This is a genomic window from Blastococcus sp. CT_GayMR16, assembly GCF_004570875.1.
Taxonomy (GTDB): Bacteria; Actinomycetota; Actinomycetes; order Mycobacteriales; family Geodermatophilaceae; genus Blastococcus_B.
Map to the genome: position 1 here is coordinate 47,659 of NZ_SPQK01000005.1, position 19,731 is coordinate 67,389.

Here is a 19,731-nt window from a genome sequence, read left to right on the forward strand (position 1 = left end):
CACCGCACCGGCAGGAGCGGCGTCCTTGTGCCCGACCGGCGGCCCCGACATCCTGGCCCGACGAGATCCGGGACCGCCGGACCGACGGAGGAGACCATGAGCCAGACCGACGACCCGGGTCGTTCCGATTCCCCCTACGGCCAGGGTGCCGGCAGCGGGCAGCCCTACGGCGCACCGGCCGACCCCTTCCAGAAGCAGCCGGGCCAGCCCGAGTACGGCCAGCAGCAGCCCCAGTACGGGCAGCCACCGGCCTACGGGCAGCCCGAGTACGGCCAGCAGCAGCCGTACGCGCCCGCTCCCTACGGCGCCCAGTACGGGCAGCAGCCGTCGGCGTACCCCCCCGGCTACGGCCAGTACGGCACGTCGGCGGTGCCGGCCAAGCCGCCGCACGTGATCATCGCCGCCGTCCTCGGCTTCGTCTTCGGTGCGCTCGGGGTGCTGGTCTCCCTGTTCGCCATCATCGTCGGGGCCGTCGCCTCGGGGGCGGGCGACGCCGCCGACGAGGAGATCCCGGGCCTCGGGGCCGTCGCGGGCGCCGTGGGCGGGGTGCTCATCGTCATCGGGCTGCTGGCGCTCGCCTGGACGGTGGTCATGATCTGGGGCTCGGTGTGGGCGCTGAAGGGGCGCAGCCGGGTGATGCTCCTGGTGGGCGGATCGATCGCCCTCGCCTTCACGCTGATCGGTTTCTTCGGCAGCGTCGGGGACAACAGCACCAGCGGAGGCGGCATCTTCTTCAACCTGCTCCTCCTCGTGGCGGCGGTGGCCATCGTCGTCCTCCTCTGCCTGAAGCCGGCGGCGGACTTCTTCGCCGCCCACCGGGCCCGCCGCGGCGCCTGAGCGTCGCCCGTCCGTTCGACCGGCGTATCCGGATCGACACCGGAGATCTCCCCCTGGCGGTGTGACGCGCCTTACACTCCGCCACCACCCGCCACCCCGGCGGCCTGCCCAGGAGGAAGCTGCCCCATGTCCAGCCCCACCCCAGGTTCCGACCCGAACTATCCGCAGTCGGGTGCTCCACAGGGCCAGCCGGCCTGGGGAGCGCCGCAGCAGCCGCCCCCGGGATACAACCCCGCCCCGTCGTACTCGGGCGGGCCGCCGGCGGGCAACCAGCGCCCCGGCCAGGTCACCGCGGCGGCGATCATCGGCATCGTCATCGGCGCCCTCGGCGTCCTCGGCCTGTTCAGCATCGGCGTGTACTTCGCGTTCGACACGGTCCTCGGCCTGCTGAGCCTGCTCGCCGTGGTCGCGGCGGTCGTCACCCTGATCGGTGGCATCCAGGCCATCCAGGGGAACTCCCCCCGGCTGCTGATGCTGGGCAGCTACGCGTCCATCGGGGTCCAGCTGCTCACGCTCATCTGGGCCGTGGTCAGCGGCTACGGCTTCGTGTTCCTCGGCATGCTCGGCTTCCTCCTGCCGGGGCTGATCGTGTTCCTGCTCATGCAGCCCCAGGCGAAGCAGTACTACGCCTCTCGCGGCATCAGCTACTAGCCGCACGCGGAATGGCCCCCCTGCCAACCGGCAGGGGGGCCGTTCTGCTCGTTGGTGCTCGATCAGCTCCGGGCGGCGGTGCCGGTGTAGTCGTCGGAGGCCGACACCCAGCTCATGAGCCCGCGCAGCTTGCGACCGGTCTCCTCGATCGGGTGCGCCTCGGCGGCGGCGCGCTTGGCCTTGAAGTCCGGCGCGCCGGCGTCCTGGTCGGCGATGAAGGCGGCAGCCCACGAGCCGTCCTTGATGGCGGCCAGCACCTCGCCCATGGACTGCTTCACGCGGCCGTCGATGACCTTCGGGCCGGAGGTGTAGTCGCCGTACTCGGCGGTGTCGGACACCGACCAGCGCTGCTTGGCGATGCCACCCTCGTACATGAGGTCGACGATCAGCTTGAGCTCGTGCAGGCACTCGAAGTAGGCGACCTCGGGCTGGTAGCCGGCCTCGGTGAGGGTCTCGAACCCGGCGGTGATCAGCGCGCTGGCGCCACCGCAGAGGACGGCCTGCTCGCCGAACAGGTCGGTCTCGGTCTCCTCGGCGAACGTCGTCCGGATGACACCGGCGCGGGTGCCGCCGATCGCCTTCGCGTAGGACAGCGCGAGCTGCAGGGCCGCGCCACTGGCGTCCTGCTCGACGGCGACCAGGCAGGGCACGCCCTTGCCGTTCTCGAACTCGCGGCGCACCAGGTGGCCGGGGCCCTTCGGCGCGACCATGGCGACGTCGACGCCGGCCGGGGGCTTGATGTAGCCGAAGCGGATGTTGAAGCCGTGGCCGAAGAACAGCGCGTCGCCGTCCTGCAGGTTCGGCTCCACCGACTCCGCGTACAGGGTCCGCTGCACGTGGTCGGGCGCGAGAATCATGATCAGGTCGGCCTCGGCGGCCGCCTCGGCGGGGGTGACGACGCGCAGGCCCTCGGCCTCGGCCTTCGGCCGGCTCTTGCTCCCCTCGGGCAGGCCGACGCGGACGTCGACCCCGGAGTCACGCAGGGACAGCGCGTGGGCGTGCCCCTGGCTGCCGTACCCCAGGACGGCGACGGTGCGCCCCTGGATGATCGAGAGGTCGGCGTCGTCGTCGTAGAAGATCTCGGCGGCCATGCGGTAGGTGCTCCTTCGGTGTCTTCTTGTGAGGTTTTTCAGGCGGAGCGCTCGACGGGGCGCAACGTACCGGCGCCGGACATCGAGCGCGGACCCCGGCCCAGTGCGACGGTGCCCGACTGCGCCATCTCCTTGATGCCCAGCGGGGCGAGGACGGCGAGCAGCGCCTGCAGCTTCTCGGGGGTGCCGGTGGCCTCGAGGGTCACCGTGTCGGGGTTGACGTCGACGACGCGGGCCCGGAACAGCTCGGCGGTCTGCAGCACCTGGGTGCGCTCGGCCAGCGGCGCGCGCACCTTCACCAGCAGCAGCTCGCGCTGCACGGCCGCACCGCCGTCCAGTTCGACGATCTTGATGATCTCGATCAGCTTGTTGAGCTGCTTGGTGATCTGCTCGAGCGGAGCGCTCTCCGCGTCGACCACGATCGTCATGCGGGACAGGTCGGGGTTCTCCGTCGGCCCGACGGCGAGGGACTCGATGTTGAACCCGCGGCGACTGAACAGCGCCGAGACGCGGGCCAGGACACCGGACTTGTTCTCCACGAGGACGGAGAGCGTGTGGCGCATCAGATGACCTTCTTCCGTTCCGTGGTCCGGCCCGCTCTCAGGGGCCCGCCGCGAGCCTGCGAGTGGTGGGGGGAGAGGGGGTCCTTCATCAGACTTGTCCCTCTCCGAACACGGGCCGCGTGTCGCGTGCGGCCAGGATGTCGTCGTTGCTCGAGCCCGCGGCGACCATCGGCCACACCTGGGCGTCGTGGCCGACCACGAAGTCGATGACCACCGGGGCGTCGTTGATCGCCATGGCCTTCTCGATCACCGCGTCCACGTCGTCCTTGGTCTCGCAGCGCAGTCCGATGCAGCCCAGGGCCTCGGCGAGGGTGACGAAGTCGGGGATCCGCACCGCCTTGGGCGTGCCGTCGGCGTTGCGCGCGTGCAGCTTCGTGTTGGAGTAGCGGCCCTCGTAGAACAGCGTCTGCCACTGCCGGACCATGCCGAGGTTGCCGTTGTTGATGACGGCGACCTTGATCGGGATGCCCTCGATGGCGCAGGTGGCGAGTTCCTGGTTGGTCATCTGGAAGCAGCCGTCGCCGTCGATCGCCCACACGGTGGCCTCGGGGCGGCCGTACTTCGCGCCCATGGCGGCCGGGACGGCGTAGCCCATCGTGCCCAGACCGCCGCTGTTGAGCCAGGTGCCCGGCTTCTCGTACTTGACGAACTGGGCGGCCCACATCTGGTGCTGGCCGACGCCGGCCGTGTAGATCGCGTCCGGGCCGGCGATCGCGCCCAGCCGCTCGATCACGTACTGCGGGGACAGCGAGCCGTCCTCGGGCCAGTCGTAGCCGAGCGGATAGCGCTCCCGCCAGTCGTCGAGCTGCGCCCACCAGGCCGTGAGGTCGGGCGTGCGCCCGCCCTCGCGGTCGACACGCAGCGCCTCGACCAGCTGGGTGATCGTCTCCTTGGCGTCGCCGACGATCGGCACGTCGGCCTTGCGGTTCTTGCCGATCTCGGCCGGGTCGATGTCGGCGTGCACCACCAGCGCGTCCGGCGCGAAGCTCGACAGCTGACCGGTGACGCGGTCGTCGAACCGTGCGCCGAGCGCGACGAGGAGGTCGGCCTTCTGCAGCGCGGTGACCGCCGTGACGTTGCCGTGCATGCCCGGCATGCCCAGGTTCTGCCGATGGCTGTCCGGGAACGCCCCGCGGGCCATCAGGGTGGTGACCACCGGGGCGCCGGTGAGCTCGGCCAGCTCGGCGAGCTCCGCGCTGGCCTGTGCCTTGAGGACGCCGCCACCGACGTAGAGCACCGGACGGTGGGCGGCGGCGATCAGCGCGGCGGCCTCGCGGACCTGCTTGCCGTGCGGACGCGTGGTCGGCTTGTAGCCGGGCAGGTCCATCCGGGGCGGCCAGGAGAAGTTCGTCGTCGCCTGCAGCACGTCCTTGGGGATGTCCACGAGGACCGGCCCCGGGCGACCGGTGCTGGCCAGGTGGAAGGCCTCGGCGATCCGCTGCGGGATCTCGTCGGCGTTCGTGACCAGGAAGTTGTGCTTGGTCACCGGCATCGTGATGCCCCGGATGTCGGCTTCCTGGAAGGCGTCGGTGCCGATCGCGGCGCTGGGCACCTGGCCGGTGATCGCCACGATCGGGACGGAGTCCATGTGCGCGTCGGCCAGCGGCGTCACCAGGTTGGTCGCGCCGGGGCCGGAGGTCGCCATGCAGACGCCGACCTTGCCGGTGGCCTGCGCGTAGCCCGTCGCGGCATGCCCGGCGCCCTGCTCGTGCCGGACGAGGACGTGGCGGACGGCGGAGTCGAAGAGCGGGTCGTACGCGGGGAGGATCGCCCCGCCTGGGATGCCGAAGATGACCTCGACGCCGACGGCCTCCAGCGAGCGGACGAGGCTCTGCGCCCCGGTGATGCCCGTGGCGGGCTCGGCGGCGGCGGCGCTGACGGAACGGGCCGTGGTCTCGACGCCGGCCAGGGAGGCAGCGGCCTCGCGGGTGGCGGCCTCGCGGGATCCCTCGCGGTGCTCGCTCGGAGTGGTGGTCATCTCGGCGTTCTCCTGGGCCTTGCTGAAGTGGGGCGGTCTCTACGGGCAACAAAAAACCCCTCGTGCCACAGGCACGGAGGGGTCAGCGCGTCGGTCGGCAGACCGACGCGCTAGGCGACTACGAGGCTGCCGGTGACAGGCGGGCAGCCGGTGACGGGCAGGCAGACGCGAGGCACGTGCACACTGTGCGCCTTCCCCGCCGGGATCGTCAACCAGCCTGTCCCACTGTATGGACAAGCGTGTCCATTTCTCGCGCGGGGTCGGCGTCCAGCACGCTGGGGTCGAACGTCTCCATCAGCGGCCACACCTCGGCGAGCGGCATCGGCCGGCCGAACAACCACCCCTGGACGTACCGGCAGGACATGCCGCGCAGGGCGTCGAGCTGACCGGCGGTCTCGACGCCCTCGGCGACGACGTCCATGCCGAGGGTGCGCCCCAGCTCGACGATGGCGGCCACCAGGGCGGCCGCCCGCTCGTCGCGCTCGATGTCGGCGAAGAACTCGCGGTCGAGCTTCAGGATGTCGACCGGCAGCCGGGCGAGATAGGCCAGCGAGGAGTAGCCGCGACCGAAGTCGTCGACCGACAGCACGCAGCCCATCCCCTTGAGGGTCGCGAGGTCGCTCTCGAGGCGGTCCTCGGCGTCGAGCATCACCGACTCGGTGATCTCCAGGATGAGCTTCTGCGGGGGAAGCCCCGACTGGGCCAGCGCGAGAGCGACGTCGGGGGCCAGGCACCCCGCCTGCAGGTGACGCACGGAGACGTTGACGCCGATCTGCACGTCCCAGCCCGCGGCGAGCAGGGCGGCGCCGTCGGTCGTGGCCTGCTGGAGCACCCAGCGCTGCAGCGCCACGATCAGGCCGTCGTCCTCGGCGAGGGAGATGAACTCGTCGGGCGGCACGGTCCCGAGGACGGGGTGGTCCCAGCGCACGAGCGCCTCGAGGCCGAGGATCCGGCGCTCAGCCACCCCGACGACCGGCTGGTAGACCACCCGGAACTGCTCCTCGTCGAGCGCCGCGGGGAGGTCCCGGCCCAGCCGGGTACGCCGTCCGGCGGCACTGTCGACCGCGTGACCCGCGGTCCGGACGCAGCTCTTGCCCGCCGCCTTGGCCGCGCGCAGGGCGAGGTCGGCCTGCCGGATCGTGGTCGACACGTCGTCGGCCGGGTCGAGCGGGGTGACGCCGATGCTGCCGGACACGTCGAACACGACACCGGAGGCGTAGCCCTCGGTCCCGGGCGCCCGGTGCACCGTCCCCAGCCCGGCGACGATGCGCTCGGCGAGGGCCGTTGCCTCCTCCAGTTCGTCGGTGACGAGGATGGCGAACTCGTCCCCGCCGAGCCGGCCCACGAGGTCGCCGTCGCGGACCGTCGCCCGGAGGCGGGCGGCCACCTGGACCAGCAGGTCGTCACCCGCCTCGTGCCCCGCCACGTCGTTGACCGGCTTGAAGCCGTCGAGGTCGAGCAGGAGGAGACAGGCCGGCGCGCCGCCCCCGGCCACGCGGGCCCGGGCGGCCGCCAGGCCGGCCATCAGCCGGGCACGGTTGGGCAGCCCGGTCAGGTAGTCGGTGTGCGCCAGCCGCTCCAGCTCGAGCTCGCTGCTCCGCCGCCCCGCCACGTCGCGCAGGTGCAGCACCAGCCCGTCCCGTCCGGCGCCAGAGCGCCGCCCCGCCAGTCCGGGAGCGGCCGGCAGACCCGACGACGGCGCCGTCCGGACGGTCTCGAACTGCCGCCAGGACCCGTCGCGGCCACGCAGCCGGAAGACCGGACCGCGCTCGTCGTCGTCGGCCGTCGGATGCAGCGCCCGGTAGAGCTCGTGCCGGTCGTCCTCGTGGACGAAGTCGCGCAACTGCCGTCCCTCGAGATCCCGCGGGGACCACGTGGACTGGCTCTGGGCCGCCGAGGTGGAGGCCCAGGTGACCTGCCCACGGGAGTCGAGCACGAGCGTGACGTCGGCCGAGCGGTGCACCAGGGACAGGAAGAAGGCCTCGGTCCGCAGCACCTGACGGGTCAGCCGGGCCCCGTCGCGCGCCCAGACCAGCGTGCGGGCGAACGTCAGGACCATCAGGCCCGCCACCGTCGCCGCCTCCAGCGGCACGTGCGGCCGGCCGAGGGCCAGACCACCGAGCAGCAGGAGCAGGACGCCGAAGCCGAGGCAGTAGCTGACGACGACGCCGGCCAGCGGCACCGCGGCGGTCGGCTCCTCGGCGCGGGCCCGCGGCCCGGGATCGACGGCCAGCGCCTGGGTCGCCGCGGCCAGCATGGCGAGGTAGGCCGTGCTCGCCACGACGTCCAGGATCGGCGACGGCCGCCCGACGGCCAGCGCGCCGCAGACCATGGTCACCGCGAGCGAGCCGAAGGTGAGCAGCAGCCAGGCCGCCGCGGCCCGGCGCGGGGCGGAGACCCCGGCGAAGGTGACCAGGCCGACCGCGGACAGGACAGCGCTGACCGCGGGATATCCGACGGTCAGCAGGGGCTCGGTCTGGCCGCTGGCGGTCAGCGGGACCAGCATCTCCAGCAGGACGCCGAGGGCGGCGAGCGCGACGGCGGCGTCGAGGACCGTCTGGACGCGGACGCGCCCGCCGGTGGATCGGACCAGTCGGATGCAGACCAGGACGGCGACCGGGCCGGTCGCCACCAGCGGCAGGTCCGACAGCCCGGCCTCGGGTGCGTTGACGCCCAGCCCGGCGGCCGCCCGGATGACGTGACCCAGGGCCAGCAGCGCGGCGATCGCGGCGAATCCCCGCCATGTCGTGGTCGCGAGCGGGTCCATCCGGCGGCTGTGCCGGAGGACGAGGACCCCGACGACGACGGTGGCGAGTGCCAGGACGGCGGGCCCGGTCCGGCCGTTCCAGTCGGGGCGCACCAGTTGGAGTGCCCCGGTCGCGACCGCGGTGACCGCGAGGGAGCTCAGGACCGCGGCCCGCGGCCAGGGCCGCACCGGCGATGCGCCGTCCTGGTCGACGGGATCCGGGGCGCCGGACCGGGTCACCGCGAGCTCGAGCCGACCAGGCCCGGCCACAGGGAGCCCTCGGTCTCGGCGAACATCGCGGTGAAGCCGGCGAGCGACAGCGGGCGGGAGATCAGGAAGCCCTGGGCGAAGCCGCAGCCGAAGCCGCACAGGGCGGCCAGCTGCGCCGGCGTCTCCACGCCGTCGGCCACCACGTCCACCCCGAGGGCACGGCCGATGCCGACGATCGACTCGCACAGCGCACGGCTCTGCGGGTCGCGGTCGATCCGGCTGATCAGCGAACGGTCCAGCCGGAGGACGTCGATCGGCAGCCGGGTGAGGTGGGCCAGCGCGGACGAGCCGCTCCCGAAGCCGTCGAGCGCCACGTGCACGCCCATCAGGCGCAGACTCGCGACATCGAGCCCGGTCCGCTCGTCGTCCGACGTCACGGCGGGCGCGTTGATCTGCAGGACCAGCCGTTCCGGCGCGAGGCCGGACCGGCGCAGCGCCTGGTCGACGTCGGTCACGACGGCGCCGGTGGCCAGGTAGCCGAAGGGGATCTTGACGCCGATGCGCAGCGGGTCCTCGCGCTCGGGCAGCCCGGCGGCGGCGCGGGCGGACTCCTCGACCGCCCACCGCATCAGCTCACCGATCAGGCCGGCGCGCTCGGCCAGCGCGAGGAACTCCGCCGACGGCACCTCCCCGAGCTCGGGGTGCATCCAGCGCAGCTGCGCCTCCATGCCGGTGATCCGCTGCTGCTCGAGCGACACGATGGGCTGGAAGAGCAGGAACAGCTCGTCGCGGGACTGCGCACCCTGCAGGTCGCGCCGGAGACGGTCCCGCCGGACGGCCGCGTCCCCGAGGGCTGCGGAGTAGCGACGCGCCGACCCGGCGCCGGCCTCGTGCGCCGCGCGTACCGCGAGGTCGCCGCGGGCGAGCAGTCCCTCGACGCCGAGCCCCTCCTCGAGCGGGACGACTCCGACACCGGCGGTGAGGTCGATGATCCCGGCGGTGGTGAGGATCGGCTGCTCGACGACGGAGAGGCAGCGCGCCGCCAGGCGATCGGCGTCGGCGTCGGTTCCCTCGGTGAGGACGGCGAACGCACCGCCGCCCATGCGTGCCACGGTGTCCTCGCCGCGCACGGTGGCCCGCAGCCGCCGGCCGACCTCGGCCACGACCGTGGAGACGATCTCGCGGCCGGCGTTCTCGCGGGCGGCCGCGAGGCCGTCCAGCTCGATCACCAGCAGTGTCATCGACGGGTCCGCGGCGTCGGCCAGCGTCTGGCGCACGAGGCCGAGGAAGCCGGCCCGGTTGGGCAGGCCCGTCATCGGGTCGGTGAAAGCGACGCTCTGCAGCGCCTGCTCGCGGGCATGGCGGTCGGTCATGTCGCGGCAGTGCAGGACGACCCCGGCGACGTCGGCGTCCCCGCGGAGATCGGAGACCCCGGCCTCGAGGTAGCGCCACTCCCCCGACGCGTCGGCCAGGCGCAGAGTGAGCAGGCCCGCGTCGGCCGGCACCGGGGCGGACTCCGCGCCCGACGTCGGCAGGACGGCGGCCAGCGCGGCGATGTCGTCGGGGTGCACCGCCGCGAGGAGCGGCCGGCCGAGGAGCGCGTCGGCCTCGGGGCCGAGCGAACGCTGCAGGGCCGGTGAGGACCACGTGATGCACAGGTCGTCGTCGAGGATCACGACGGCGTCGCCGGCGGTCTGGACGAGGGAGCGGAAGTGCGCCTCGCTGCGCCGCAGCCGCGCGCCCATCTGCTGCTCCTCGCGGGCGGTCAGCCAGCGGTGCACGGCGGCGAGGGTCACGCAGGCGACGAGGCCGACGATGGTGCCCGGGCTCGGCCGGACCCCGGTCAGGGCCACCGAGCCACACGTGACGACGGCGACCAGCAGGGCCACGTGCGGGAGCAGCTGGCCGACGTCGGCCAGCGAGCGGGCGGGCCGATCGGTCTGCGGAGCGGACGGCTGCCCGTCCAGGAGGGCGGCCCAGCCCAGCAGGAACAGGCCGGCACAGATCAGGAACCGGGCGGCATCGAGCGGGACCGCTGCGCCCGAGAGCATCGCCGATGTGCCGAGTCCACGGCCCATCGTGAGGAAGGCGGCGGCGGTCAGCAGCACGAGCGCCATCGGACGGCGCCCGGTCTCGATGACGCCCAGGACGGTCAGGGCAGCGGCCATCGTGGCCGACGTCGCCAGCACGGCGGCGGCGAGGATCAGCTTCTCGTCGAGCTCGAGCCCGGTCCAGCGGCCCGCAGGCCCCACGACGAGCAGCTGCATGACGACCAGGCAGGCGCCGAGGAACAGCGCGACCTCGGCGGCGAGCCTCGGGCCGGTCCGCAGCCGGGCCCGATCGACCATGGCCAGCAGCGCCAGGATCGAGATCAGGTAGCCCGGGACGGTGGGGATCCACCGCAGGACGGCGAGCTGCACGGGTTCGTGCGTCCCGACGATCGCCGCGCTGATCGCGCCGGCGACCGGGAAGAGCGGGGCGATGGCCATCAGGCGCCAGGCCCGCGGCCTCGTCGTCCGCCCGGCGTAGGCCAGGATCAGGACGGCGACGAGGAGTCCGCCGGTGGAGACGGCGAGATCGCCGAGAACGCGCAGGGCAGGGTTGCTGGCTGCGACGGCACAGGCGACGAGCACCGGCACGGCGCAGACGAGCAGCCACCATCGACGCGGGTCCACACCCGTTGTCTCGGCACGATCACCCAGCGTGACAAGCCGGGCCGGTACCTCCGTCACCCGTTCGGGGGAGTGCCCCCGATCGGGCTCAGCGGCTGGTGCTCAGCCGCAGACGGCTCCCTGGGAGGCGGACCCGACCAGCTTCGCGTACTTCGCGAGCACACCGCGGGTGTAGCGGGGCGGGGGCGGGGCCCAGCCCTCCCTGCGACGGGCCAGCTCGGCGTCGTCCACCTGCAGGTCGAGCGTGCGGGCCACGAGGTCCAGGCGGATCCGGTCCCCGTCGCGGACGAAGGCGATCGGCCCGCCGTCGGTCGCCTCGGGGGCGACATGGCCGATGCACAGGCCCGTCGTCCCGCCGGAGAATCGGCCGTCGGTCAGCAGCAGGACGTCCTTGCCGAGGCCGGCGCCCTTGATCGCGCCGGTGACGGCCAGCATCTCCCGCATGCCGGGGCCACCGCGTGGGCCCTCGTACCGGATCACCACGACGTCACCGGGCTTCAGGGTGCCCTCGGTGACGGCGTCCATCGCGCCCTGCTCGCCGTCGAAGACGCGAGCGGTGCCCTCGAACGCCTCGGAGTCGAATCCGGCCGACTTGACGACCGCACCCTCGGGGGCCAGCGAGCCGCGCAGCACGACCAGCCCCCCGGTCGCGTGGATCGGGTTGTTCATCGCGTGGATGATCGCGCCGTCGGGGTCCGGCGGAGCGATCTCGGCCAGGTTCTCGGCCATCGTCTTCCCCGTGACGGTCAGCGTGTCGCCGTGCAGCAGACCAGCGTCGAGCAGCGCCCGCAGGACGACCGGCACCCCGCCGATGCGGTCCACGTCGGTCATCACGAACCGGCCGAACGGCTTCACGTCGGCCAGCAGCGGGGTCCGGTCGCCGATCCGGTTGAAGTCCTCGAGTGCGAGGTCGACCTCCGCCTCGTGGGCGATCGCCATCAGGTGCAGCACCGCGTTGGTCGAGCCACCGAGCGCCATGACGATGGTGATGGCGTTCTCGAATGCCTCCTTGGTCATGATCTGCCGCGCGGTGATGCCCTTGTGCAGCAGGTTGACCACGGCCTCGCCCGAGGCGACGGCGAAGGCGTCGCGGCGGCTGTCGGGAGCCGGCGGCGCGGCACTGCCGGGGAGCGCCATGCCCAGGGCCTCGGCGACGCTGGCCATCGTGTTCGCGGTGTACATGCCGCCGCAGGACCCCTGGCCGGGGCAGGCTGCCTTCTCGATGGCCGTGAGCTCGTCGCGCGTGATCAGGCCGCGGGCGCAGGCCCCGACGGCCTCGAAGACGTCGATGATCGTCAGGTCACGATCGCCGAGCTTGCCGGGCATCGTCGACCCGGAGTAGAGGAAGACGCTGGCGAGGTCGAGGCGCGCGGCGGCCATCAGCATCCCGGGCAGCGACTTGTCGCAGCCGGCCAGCAGCACCGAGCCGTCGAGCCGCTCGGCGAACATGACCGTCTCCACCGAGTCCGCGATGACCTCGCGGCTCACCAGGGAGGCACGCATGCCCTCGTGGCCCATCGAGATGCCGTCGGAGACCGAGATCGTGCCGAACTCCAGCGGGTAGCCGCCGGCGGCGAACACGCCCTCCTTGGCCCGCTTGGCCAGCCGGTCCAGGGACAGGTTGCAGGGCGTGATCTCGTTCCAGGACGACGCGACGCCGATCTGCGGCTTGGCGAAGTCGTCGTCGCCCATGCCGACGGCGCGGAGCATGGCGCGGGCCGGCGCCTTCGTGTCGCCGTCGGTCACCTCCCAGCTGCGCGGCTTGAGCGGGCTGTGGGTCTGGCTGCCGGCGTGGTCACCAGCGGGGCGGTCCTCGACGGTCGTCACGAGGATGGATGCTAGGCCGGTGCCCGGCGGGGACAAGGAGAGCGGTGATACTGGTACCAACACCACCACCGACCTCCGGAGCGCTCGTGCCGTCCCCTGCCCGCCGTGAGCTGGCCGAGTTCCTCGTGTCGCGCCGCCGTCAGGTCGATCCCCGCGAGTCCGGCCTCCCGGCCGGCGGGGCCCGCCGCACTCCCGGCCTGCGCCGCGAGGAGGTCGCGCTCCTGTCCGGGGTGAGTCACACCTGGTACACGTGGCTGGAGCAGGGCCGCGACATCCGGCCGTCGCGGCAGGTGATCGACGCCCTCGCGCGAACGCTGCGGATGTCCCCCGCCGAGCACGAGTACGTCCGCCGCCTGGCCGGCCACGGGGGGTCGGTCCCGGCGAGTGCGCCGGAGGGCATGCCCGCCCACGTCCAGCGGCTGGTGGACGCCCTCGGCTCCTCCCCGGCCTACGTGATCACCTCGAGCTGGTCGATCCTCGGCTGGAACCGGGCCTACGAGCGGTTCTACCCGGGCGTGGCAACGGTGCCGCCCGCCGACCGGAACCTGCTGTGGCTGGTCTTCACCGACCCCGGCGTGCGGACCCTGCTGGGCGACTGGACGACCGACAGCCGTCGCTTCCTGACCCAGTTCCGCGCCGAGGTCGGACCACGTCTGGCCGACCGCGAGGTGGTGGACCTCGTCGCCCGGCTGGAGGCAGCCAGCCCGCACTTCCGCTCCGGTTGGGCCAGCCACGACGTCGACCGGTTCAGCTCGGGCGAACGACGCTTCGAGCACCCGGAGGTCGGCACGCTGCTCCTCGAGCACCATCAGCTGACCCCCGCCGACGCGCCCGGCCTGCAGCTCGTCGTCTACACGGCCGCCGAGGACAGCGACGCCGCCGCCAAGCTCAGTCGCTTGACGGCGTGAGCCGGGGCGCGCCGCCCGGCTGACCGCGCTCTCGCGGGTGGGAGGATGGGCGGTCGTGGACGCCCCTGCCCGCCTGCGGATGAACCGGACCGCGCTGTTCCCGGTCGGTCTCCTGGCCCTCTGCACGGTGCCCCTGGCCTTCGCCGCGCCCTGGACGCCGATCCTGCTGCTCATCCCCCTGGCGGTCGCCGTCTGGGTGCTGCGCGTCGGCGTGGACATCTCCGACGACGGGCTGACCGTGCGGTCCCTGGTCGGCGAGCGTCGGGTGCCGTGGGGTGAGGTCGCCGGCATCCGGGTGGCGCCGCGCGGCGAGCTGTGGCTGGTCACCACCGGCGGCACCGAGGTGCGCATGCCGGTCGTGCGCGCCCGCGACCTGCCCCGCCTGGCCGCTGTCTCCGGCGGCCGGATCGACGTTCCGCAGCCGCCAGCCTGAGCCTCAGTAGCGGTCGACCACGTTCACCAGCGGCTCCCCGGCCAGCACCCGGGTCAGCTGGTCGGTCACCGCGGCCGCGGCCCGCGCGTTGGTGTCCGGCACCGCTCCCGCGACGTGCGGCGTCAGCAGCAGGCCCGGAGCCGACCACAGCGGATGACCCTCGGGCAGCGGTTCGGGGTCGGTGACGTCGAGGGCCGCGCGCAGCCGGCCCGACGTCAGCTCGGCGAGGAGGGCGTCGGTGTCGACGACGACGCCCCGCGCGGCGTTGACCAGCAGCGCGCCATCGGGCATCGCGGCGAGGAAGGCGGCGTCGACCAGGCCGGTGGTCTCCGGTGTCACGGGAACGATGACGATCACCACGTCGGCATGCGGCAGCAGCCGGGGCAGCTCGACGGTGCCGCGCACGCCCTCGCGCGCGGTCCGGCCGACGTAGGTCAGCTCGACGTCGAAGCCGGCCAGCATCCGGCCGATCGCCGTCCCGATGTCACCGGCGCCGACGACGAGGACGCGGGCGCCGACCAGCGAGCGGTGCGTCGAGGACGACCACCGCCCGGCCTCCTGCTCGCGGACGAAGAAGGGGATGCCGCGCTGGGCGGCGAGGATCGCCGCCACCGCCCACTCCGCGGTCGACGGCGTGTGCGCACCGCGGGCGTTGGCCAGCACGACGCCGTCGGGCAGCCGGCCGACGAACGTCTCCGCGCCCGCGCTCAGCAGCTGGACCAGCTGCAACCGCGGCAGCCCCTCCAGGAAACCGTTGCCCGGGATCTCCGCCCCGCCCCCGCGGGGCACCCACACCTGCGCAGCGGCTGCCTCCCCGGTCGGGGCGCCGTCGGCGGGGTCGATGCGGTGGGCGCGGACCCGGGGCGAGAGGCCCTCCACCGCGGCCGCGAGGGCGCGGGAGGGCACGAGCACGTGGAGGAGTTCGTCGGGAGCGAGGTTCAGGCGTGGCACGGAGGGCGACTCTAGGCGGACCTCCGGCGAGCGCACGTACTGTCGTCGGGGTGCGGAGAGCGGCGGCGCGAGTGTTCGGGGTCCTCCTCGCGGGCGCGCTGCTCAGCGGCTGCGGCGACGACGGGTACCACCCGGTCGGCCCGTTCCGCCCGCTCCCCGAGGGCGCGCCGCCCGAGGTGGGGCCACCGACGTCCCAGGCCCCGATCCCGGGAGACCCCGCCCAGCCGGAATCGGGTGGCGACGGCGGCGATCCCAGCGTCGTCGCCTCCGGGCTGAACGTGCCGACCGGGCTGGTGGTCCTGTCCGACGGCAGCGCGATCGTCGGCGAGCGGGAGACCGGCCGCCTCCTGCACGTCTTTCCCGACCGGTCGCCCGCGAAGGAGCTCATGACGGTCCCCGGGGTCGACACCGCCGGTGACGGAGGACTGCTCGGGCTGGCCCTCTCCCCCACCTACCTCGAGGACGGGCTGCTCTACGCCTACCTCTCCACCGCGACCGACAACCGGGTGGTCCGCTTCCCCCTGGGAGGCACCCCGAACCCGGTGCTCACCGGCATCCCGCGCGGGGAGACCGACAACGGCGGCGCCCTGCTTTTCGGGCCCGACGGCGCCCTGTTCGTCGGCACGGGCGACACCGGGAACCCGGCCCTGGCCGCGGACCCGAACTCGCTGGCCGGGAAGGTCCTCCGCATCGACGTCTTCGGGCGGGCCCTCGGGGCCACCCCGGTGTACAGCCGCGGCCACCGCGACGTCACCGCGCTCTGCCACGACGGAGCCGACACCCTGTACGCCACGGACGCCACGCTGGACGGGCCGGACGAGCTGAACACGATCACCGACGGGGGCGACTACGCCGCCCCGCGGGGAACGGCGCCGGTGGCCGAGATCCGTGCCGACGAGGGGGGTCTCGGTGGCTGTGCGGCCGCGGGCGGCGGGGTGTTCCTCGGCGCCATGGACGGCCAGCGGGTGCACGCCCTCCTGGTCGACGACAGCGGGGCGGCGACCGGGGATCCCGAGGAGTTCCTCACCGGCGAGTACGGCCGGCTGCGCACCGTGGTGCTCGACCCGGAGGGCGCCCTCTGGATCACCACGTCCAACCGCGACGGCATCGGGACGCCGGGCGAGGACGACGACAAGGTGCTGCGCATCCAGCCGCCGAGCACCGCCGGCAACTCGCCGCTATGACATTGCGGCCCTCCGGACCGCACCGCGGCCAGGAGCCGTCCCCCAAGTGAGCTGAGCCGATCCGTCGTCCCCGGCGGGAGCCTTCCGGGCCCCGCGCCGGGTACGACCATCACCCTGCCGTCAACCTTGCTTCGAGCATGCGCTTGACGGTTGCGGCGTCGGCCTTGCCGCGGGTGGTCTTCATGACGGCGCCGACCAGCGCGCCGATGGCCTGCACCTTGCCGCCGCGCACCTTCTCGGCGACGTCCGGGTTGCCCTCGATCGCGGCGTCCACGGCGGCGACCAGCTCGTCGGACTCACCCATGACGGCCAGTCCGCGGGAGGCCACGACCTCGGTGGGGCTGCCCTCGCCGGCCAGCACGCCGTCGAGGGTCTGGCGGGCGAGCTGGTCGTTGATCGTGCCGGCGCCCACCAGCGCCACGAGCTCGGCCACCTGGGCCGGCGTCACGGCGAGTTCGGCCAGCTCGACGTTCGCGTCGTTCGCGCGGCGGGCCAGCTCGCCGAGCCACCACTTGCGGGCGTCGGCCGGCGTCGCCCCGGCCGCGACCGTGTCGCTGACGAGTTCGACCGCGCCGGCGTTGACCAGCCAGGCCATCTCGGTCGGGGCGATGCCCCACTCCTCCGACAGGCGCGTCCGGCGGGCGGCGGGCAGCTCCGGCAGGGCCGCGGCGAGCTTCTCGACCCATTCCTCGTCGGGTGCGATCGGCACCAGGTCGGGCTCGGGGAAGTACCGGTAGTCGGTCGCCTCCTCCTTGCTGCGACCGGGCGAGGTGCTGCCGGTGTCCTCGTGGAAGTGCCGGGTCTCCTGCACGATCCGCCCGCCGTCGTCGAGGACGGCGGCCTGGCGGCGCATCTCGAAGCGCACCGCCCGCTCGACCGAGCGCAGCGAGTTCACGTTCTTGGTCTCGGTACGGGTGCCCCACTCCAGGCTGCCGATCGGGGCGAGGGAGACATTGACGTCGCAGCGCAGGTTGCCCTGCTCCATCTTGACCTCGGAGACGCCGAGCGCCAGCAGGATCTCGCGCAGCTCGGCGACGTAGGCCTTGGCCACCTCGGGAGCCTTGGCGCCGGCTCCCGGGATCGGCCGGGTGACGATCTCGACCAGGGGGATGCCGGCCCGGTTGTAGTCGATCAGCGAGTGGTCGGCGCCGTGGATGCGGCCCGTGGCACCACCGACGTGCAGGTTCTTGCCGGTGTCCTCCTCGAGGTGCACCCGCTCGATCTCCACGCGGTAGGTCTCGCCGTCGACCTCGACGTCCAGGTGCCCGGCCGTGCTGAACGGCTCGTCGTACTGGGTGGTCTGGAAGCCCTTGGGGATGTCCGGGTAGAAGTAGTTCTTGCGCGAGAATCGGGACCAGGTGGCGATCCGGCACCCCAGCGCGAGTCCGATGCGGATCGCGGACTCGATCGCGACGGCATTGGCGGCCGGCAGCGAGCCGGGCAGCCCGAGGCACACCGGACAGGTCTGGGTGTTGGGCTCAGCACCGAAGGTCGTCGAGCACCCGCAGAACATCTTGGAGACCGTGCCGAGCTCGACGTGGGTCTCCAGGCCGATGACCGGCTCGTACCGGGTGAGGACCTCGTCGAAGTCGACCAGCTTGTCGGTGCTCACGGCGTGGGGCCCTCCTCGGATGCGGTGCGACCGGTCACCAGTGCCCCGATGCCGGTCAGCACCCCGAGCACGATGAAGACGGCGAAGACGGGGCGGTCGTAGACGATCCAGAGCACGATGCCCGCGACGACGACGAACGCCGTCAGTGCCCAGGCGGCCTTGAGCGCGCCGTTCATGCGGCACTCCCCCGTCGAGTCGCGAGCTGGTCGAGGAACCCGCGGTCGCCACGGTCGGCGGTGAGCGCGGCCTCCAGCGCGGCGGCCACGCGGTAGCAGCGGTCGTCGGCGAGGGCCGGGGCCATGATCTGGAACCCGACCGGCAGTCCCTCGGAGAGTCCGCACGGCACCGAGATGGCCGGCACGCCGGCCAGGCTCGCCGGCAGCGTGCACAGGTCGGCGGCGTACATCGCGATCGGGTCGTCGACCCGCGCGCCGATGGGGAAGGCGACGGTCGGCGTGGTCGGGCTGACCAGCACGTCGACGCCCTCGAACGCGGCCGAGAAGTCACGGCTGATCAGCGTGCGCACCTTCTGCGCCTGGCCGTAGTAGGCGTCGTAGTAGCCGCTGGACAGCGCGTAGGTGCCGAGGATGATCCGGCGCTTGACCTCTGGGCCGAAGCCCTGCTCGCGGGTGAGCGCCATGACCTCGTCGAGGTCGCGGCTGCCGTCGTCCCCGATGCGCAGGCCGTAGCGGACGCCGTCGAAACGCGCGAGGTTGGACGACGCCTCGCTCGGCGCGATCAGGTAGTACGCGGCGAGGGCCAGGTCGAACGCCGGGCAGGAGATCTCCCGGACGTCGGCACCCATCGCCTCCAGCCGGGAGACGGCCCCACCGACGCCGGACAGGACGCCGTCCTCGTAGCCGTCGGTGTGTCCCTCGCCGCCGAGCTCACGGACGACGCCGACCCGGAGGCCGGCCAGGTCGCCGCCGGCACCGCGCCGGGCCGCCTCGGCGAGCACCGGCTGGGGGGCGTCGATGCTGGTGGAGTCCAGCGGGTCGTGCCCGCCGATCGCCTCGTGCAGCAGCGCCGCGTCGAGCACGGTGCGGGCCATCGGACCGGCCTGGTCGAGGCTCGAGGAGAACGCGATGAGGCCGTACCGGGAGACCGAGCCGTACGTCGGCTTGTGCCCGACGAGCCCGGTGAGGGCCGCGGGCTGGCGGATCGAGCCGCCGGTGTCGGTGCCGATCGCCCACGGCGCGAGGCCGCCGGCGACCGCGGCGGACGAGCCGCCGGAGGAACCCCCGGGGATCCGGTCGAGGTCCCAGGGGTTGCGGGTGACGCCGTAGGCGGAGTTCTCGGTGGAGGAGCCCATGGCGAACTCGTCCATGTTGGTCTTGCCCAGCAGGACGGTGCCGGCCGCCTTGAGCCGGGCCGCAACGGTCGCGTCGTACGGCGGCTTCCAGCCCTCGAGGATCTTCGAGCCGCTCGTGGTCGGGACGCCCTCGGTGACGACGACATCCTTGAGCGCGACGGGGAGGCCGGCGAGGCCGGTGCCCCGCGTGCCGCCGGCGTCGATCTCGGCCGCCCGCGCCAGGGCGGCCTCGGGGTCGACGTGCAGGTACGCGCGGAGCTCGCCGTCGGCGGCGTCGATGCGGTCGAGGTAGGCCTGCGTGAGGTCGACCGAGGTCGTGCCGTCGGCCAGGGCGGCCTGCAGCTCGTCGACGTTCATCGCCGTGAGGTCGCTGCTCACACCTCCTCCTGCAGGATCCGCGGCACCCGGATCCGGCCGTCCTCGGCCGCGGGGGCGCCGGCCAGGACGACGTCACGGGGCAGGCTCGGGCGGACGACGTCCTCGCGCATGACGTTGGTCATCGGCACCGCGTGCGTGGTCGGCGGGACGTCCTCGACCGCGGCCTTTCCCACCTGCGCGACGGCATCGAGCACGGCGGCGAGCTGGCCGGCGAAGAGGTCGAGCTCCTCGTCGGTCACCGCCAGCCGGGCGAGGTGCGCCAGGTGCGCCACCTCGTCACGGGAGAGTTGGCCCTTCCGGGAAGGCGTGCTCATGCTGGGGCGGGACTCCACTTCGGCGGTGCGACGGCTCGGTTCTCGGCCGGGGACGTGACCGGGC

16 protein-coding genes are annotated in these 19,731 nt (G+C 73.3%); 5 read left to right on the top strand and 11 right to left on the bottom strand.

Translation table 11 applies throughout. The annotated features are described in order from the left end of the window. Window positions 1-96: 96 nt before the first annotated feature. Window positions 97-837: a hypothetical protein gene (locus E4P38_RS07980; RefSeq protein ID WP_135131247.1), complete on the top strand. Its 741-nt coding sequence runs from the start codon at window positions 97-99 to the stop codon at window positions 835-837. 126 nt (window positions 838-963) lie between these two features. Then, a complete protein-coding gene (locus tag E4P38_RS07985; RefSeq protein WP_135131248.1) occupies window positions 964-1,488 on the top strand; it encodes a hypothetical protein in 525 nt (174 codons plus the stop codon). A gap of 62 nt (window positions 1,489-1,550) precedes the next feature. Here E4P38_RS07985 and ilvC read toward each other — a convergent pair whose 3' ends face one another. The 6 genes from ilvC to ilvD all read right to left on the bottom strand — a co-directional run bounded on the left by ilvC (window position 1,551) and on the right by ilvD (window position 12,575). Further along, window positions 1,551-2,621, bottom strand: coding sequence for a ketol-acid reductoisomerase (gene ilvC / locus E4P38_RS07990; protein ID WP_167760500.1), 1,071 nt, complete (start codon window positions 2,619-2,621; stop codon window positions 1,551-1,553). After that, window positions 2,618-3,145, bottom strand: coding sequence for an acetolactate synthase small subunit (gene ilvN / locus E4P38_RS07995; RefSeq protein ID WP_135131250.1), 528 nt, complete (start codon window positions 3,143-3,145; stop codon window positions 2,618-2,620). Before ilvN ends, ilvC begins: the two co-directional genes overlap by 4 nt. Before the next feature lie 85 nt (window positions 3,146-3,230). Further along, window positions 3,231-5,120 carry an acetolactate synthase large subunit gene (locus tag E4P38_RS08000; protein ID WP_245160882.1) on the bottom strand — a complete coding sequence of 630 codons (1,890 nt, stop codon included), beginning with the start codon at window positions 5,118-5,120 and terminating at the stop codon, window positions 3,231-3,233. Between the two features lie 208 nt (window positions 5,121-5,328). After that, on the bottom strand, window positions 5,329-8,136 hold the full coding sequence (locus E4P38_RS23835) for a GGDEF domain-containing protein (RefSeq protein WP_135131251.1): 2,808 nt from the start codon (window positions 8,134-8,136) through the stop codon (window positions 5,329-5,331). Then, on the bottom strand, window positions 8,103-10,751 hold the full coding sequence (locus E4P38_RS08010; protein WP_135131252.1) for a GGDEF domain-containing phosphodiesterase: 2,649 nt from the start codon (window positions 10,749-10,751) through the stop codon (window positions 8,103-8,105). Before E4P38_RS08010 ends, E4P38_RS23835 begins: the two co-directional genes overlap by 34 nt. Window positions 10,752-10,850: 99 nt before the next feature. After that, window positions 10,851-12,575 carry a dihydroxy-acid dehydratase gene (gene ilvD / locus E4P38_RS08015; RefSeq protein ID WP_135131253.1) on the bottom strand — a complete coding sequence of 575 codons (1,725 nt, stop codon included), beginning with the start codon at window positions 12,573-12,575 and terminating at the stop codon, window positions 10,851-10,853. An 86-nt stretch (window positions 12,576-12,661) separates the two neighbouring features. On the opposite strand from ilvD, the gene E4P38_RS08020 reads away from it, so the two are divergent. Continuing rightward, window positions 12,662-13,483, top strand: coding sequence for a helix-turn-helix transcriptional regulator (locus E4P38_RS08020; RefSeq protein WP_245160883.1), 822 nt, complete (start codon window positions 12,662-12,664; stop codon window positions 13,481-13,483). A 55-nt stretch (window positions 13,484-13,538) separates the two neighbouring features. Next, window positions 13,539-13,916: a PH domain-containing protein gene (locus tag E4P38_RS08025; protein WP_245160884.1), complete on the top strand. Its 378-nt coding sequence runs from the start codon at window positions 13,539-13,541 to the stop codon at window positions 13,914-13,916. 3 nt (window positions 13,917-13,919) lie between these two features. On the opposite strand, the gene E4P38_RS08030 is transcribed toward E4P38_RS08025, so the two are convergent. Further along, window positions 13,920-14,867 (bottom strand): 2-hydroxyacid dehydrogenase, encoded by a 948-nt coding sequence (locus E4P38_RS08030; RefSeq protein ID WP_209309000.1) that lies wholly within the window; start codon window positions 14,865-14,867, stop codon window positions 13,920-13,922. A gap of 71 nt (window positions 14,868-14,938) precedes the next feature. On the opposite strand from E4P38_RS08030, the gene E4P38_RS08035 reads away from it, so the two are divergent. Then, window positions 14,939-16,051 carry a PQQ-dependent sugar dehydrogenase gene (locus tag E4P38_RS08035; RefSeq protein ID WP_245160885.1) on the top strand — a complete coding sequence of 371 codons (1,113 nt, stop codon included), beginning with the start codon at window positions 14,939-14,941 and terminating at the stop codon, window positions 16,049-16,051. A 109-nt stretch (window positions 16,052-16,160) separates the two neighbouring features. On the opposite strand, the gene gatB is transcribed toward E4P38_RS08035, so the two are convergent. From gatB to gatC, 4 genes are read right to left on the bottom strand one after another with little or no spacing between them, the layout of a single operon-like run. After that, window positions 16,161-17,663, bottom strand: a complete 1,503-nt coding sequence (gatB, locus tag E4P38_RS08040; RefSeq protein WP_135131256.1) for an Asp-tRNA(Asn)/Glu-tRNA(Gln) amidotransferase subunit GatB — start codon at window positions 17,661-17,663, stop codon at window positions 16,161-16,163. Then, the gene (locus tag E4P38_RS08045) at window positions 17,660-17,839 is read right to left on the bottom strand and encodes a hypothetical protein (RefSeq protein ID WP_135131257.1); all 180 of its coding nucleotides are present in this window, start codon (window positions 17,837-17,839) and stop codon (window positions 17,660-17,662) included. The genes gatB and E4P38_RS08045 overlap by 4 nt, the downstream gene beginning before the upstream one ends. Further along, window positions 17,836-19,332: an Asp-tRNA(Asn)/Glu-tRNA(Gln) amidotransferase subunit GatA gene (gatA, locus tag E4P38_RS08050; RefSeq protein ID WP_135131405.1), complete on the bottom strand. Its 1,497-nt coding sequence runs from the start codon at window positions 19,330-19,332 to the stop codon at window positions 17,836-17,838. Before gatA ends, E4P38_RS08045 begins: the two co-directional genes overlap by 4 nt. A 17-nt stretch (window positions 19,333-19,349) precedes the next feature. Further along, window positions 19,350-19,667: an Asp-tRNA(Asn)/Glu-tRNA(Gln) amidotransferase subunit GatC gene (gatC, locus tag E4P38_RS08055; protein WP_135131258.1), complete on the bottom strand. Its 318-nt coding sequence runs from the start codon at window positions 19,665-19,667 to the stop codon at window positions 19,350-19,352. Between the last annotated feature and the right edge of the window lie 64 nt (window positions 19,668-19,731).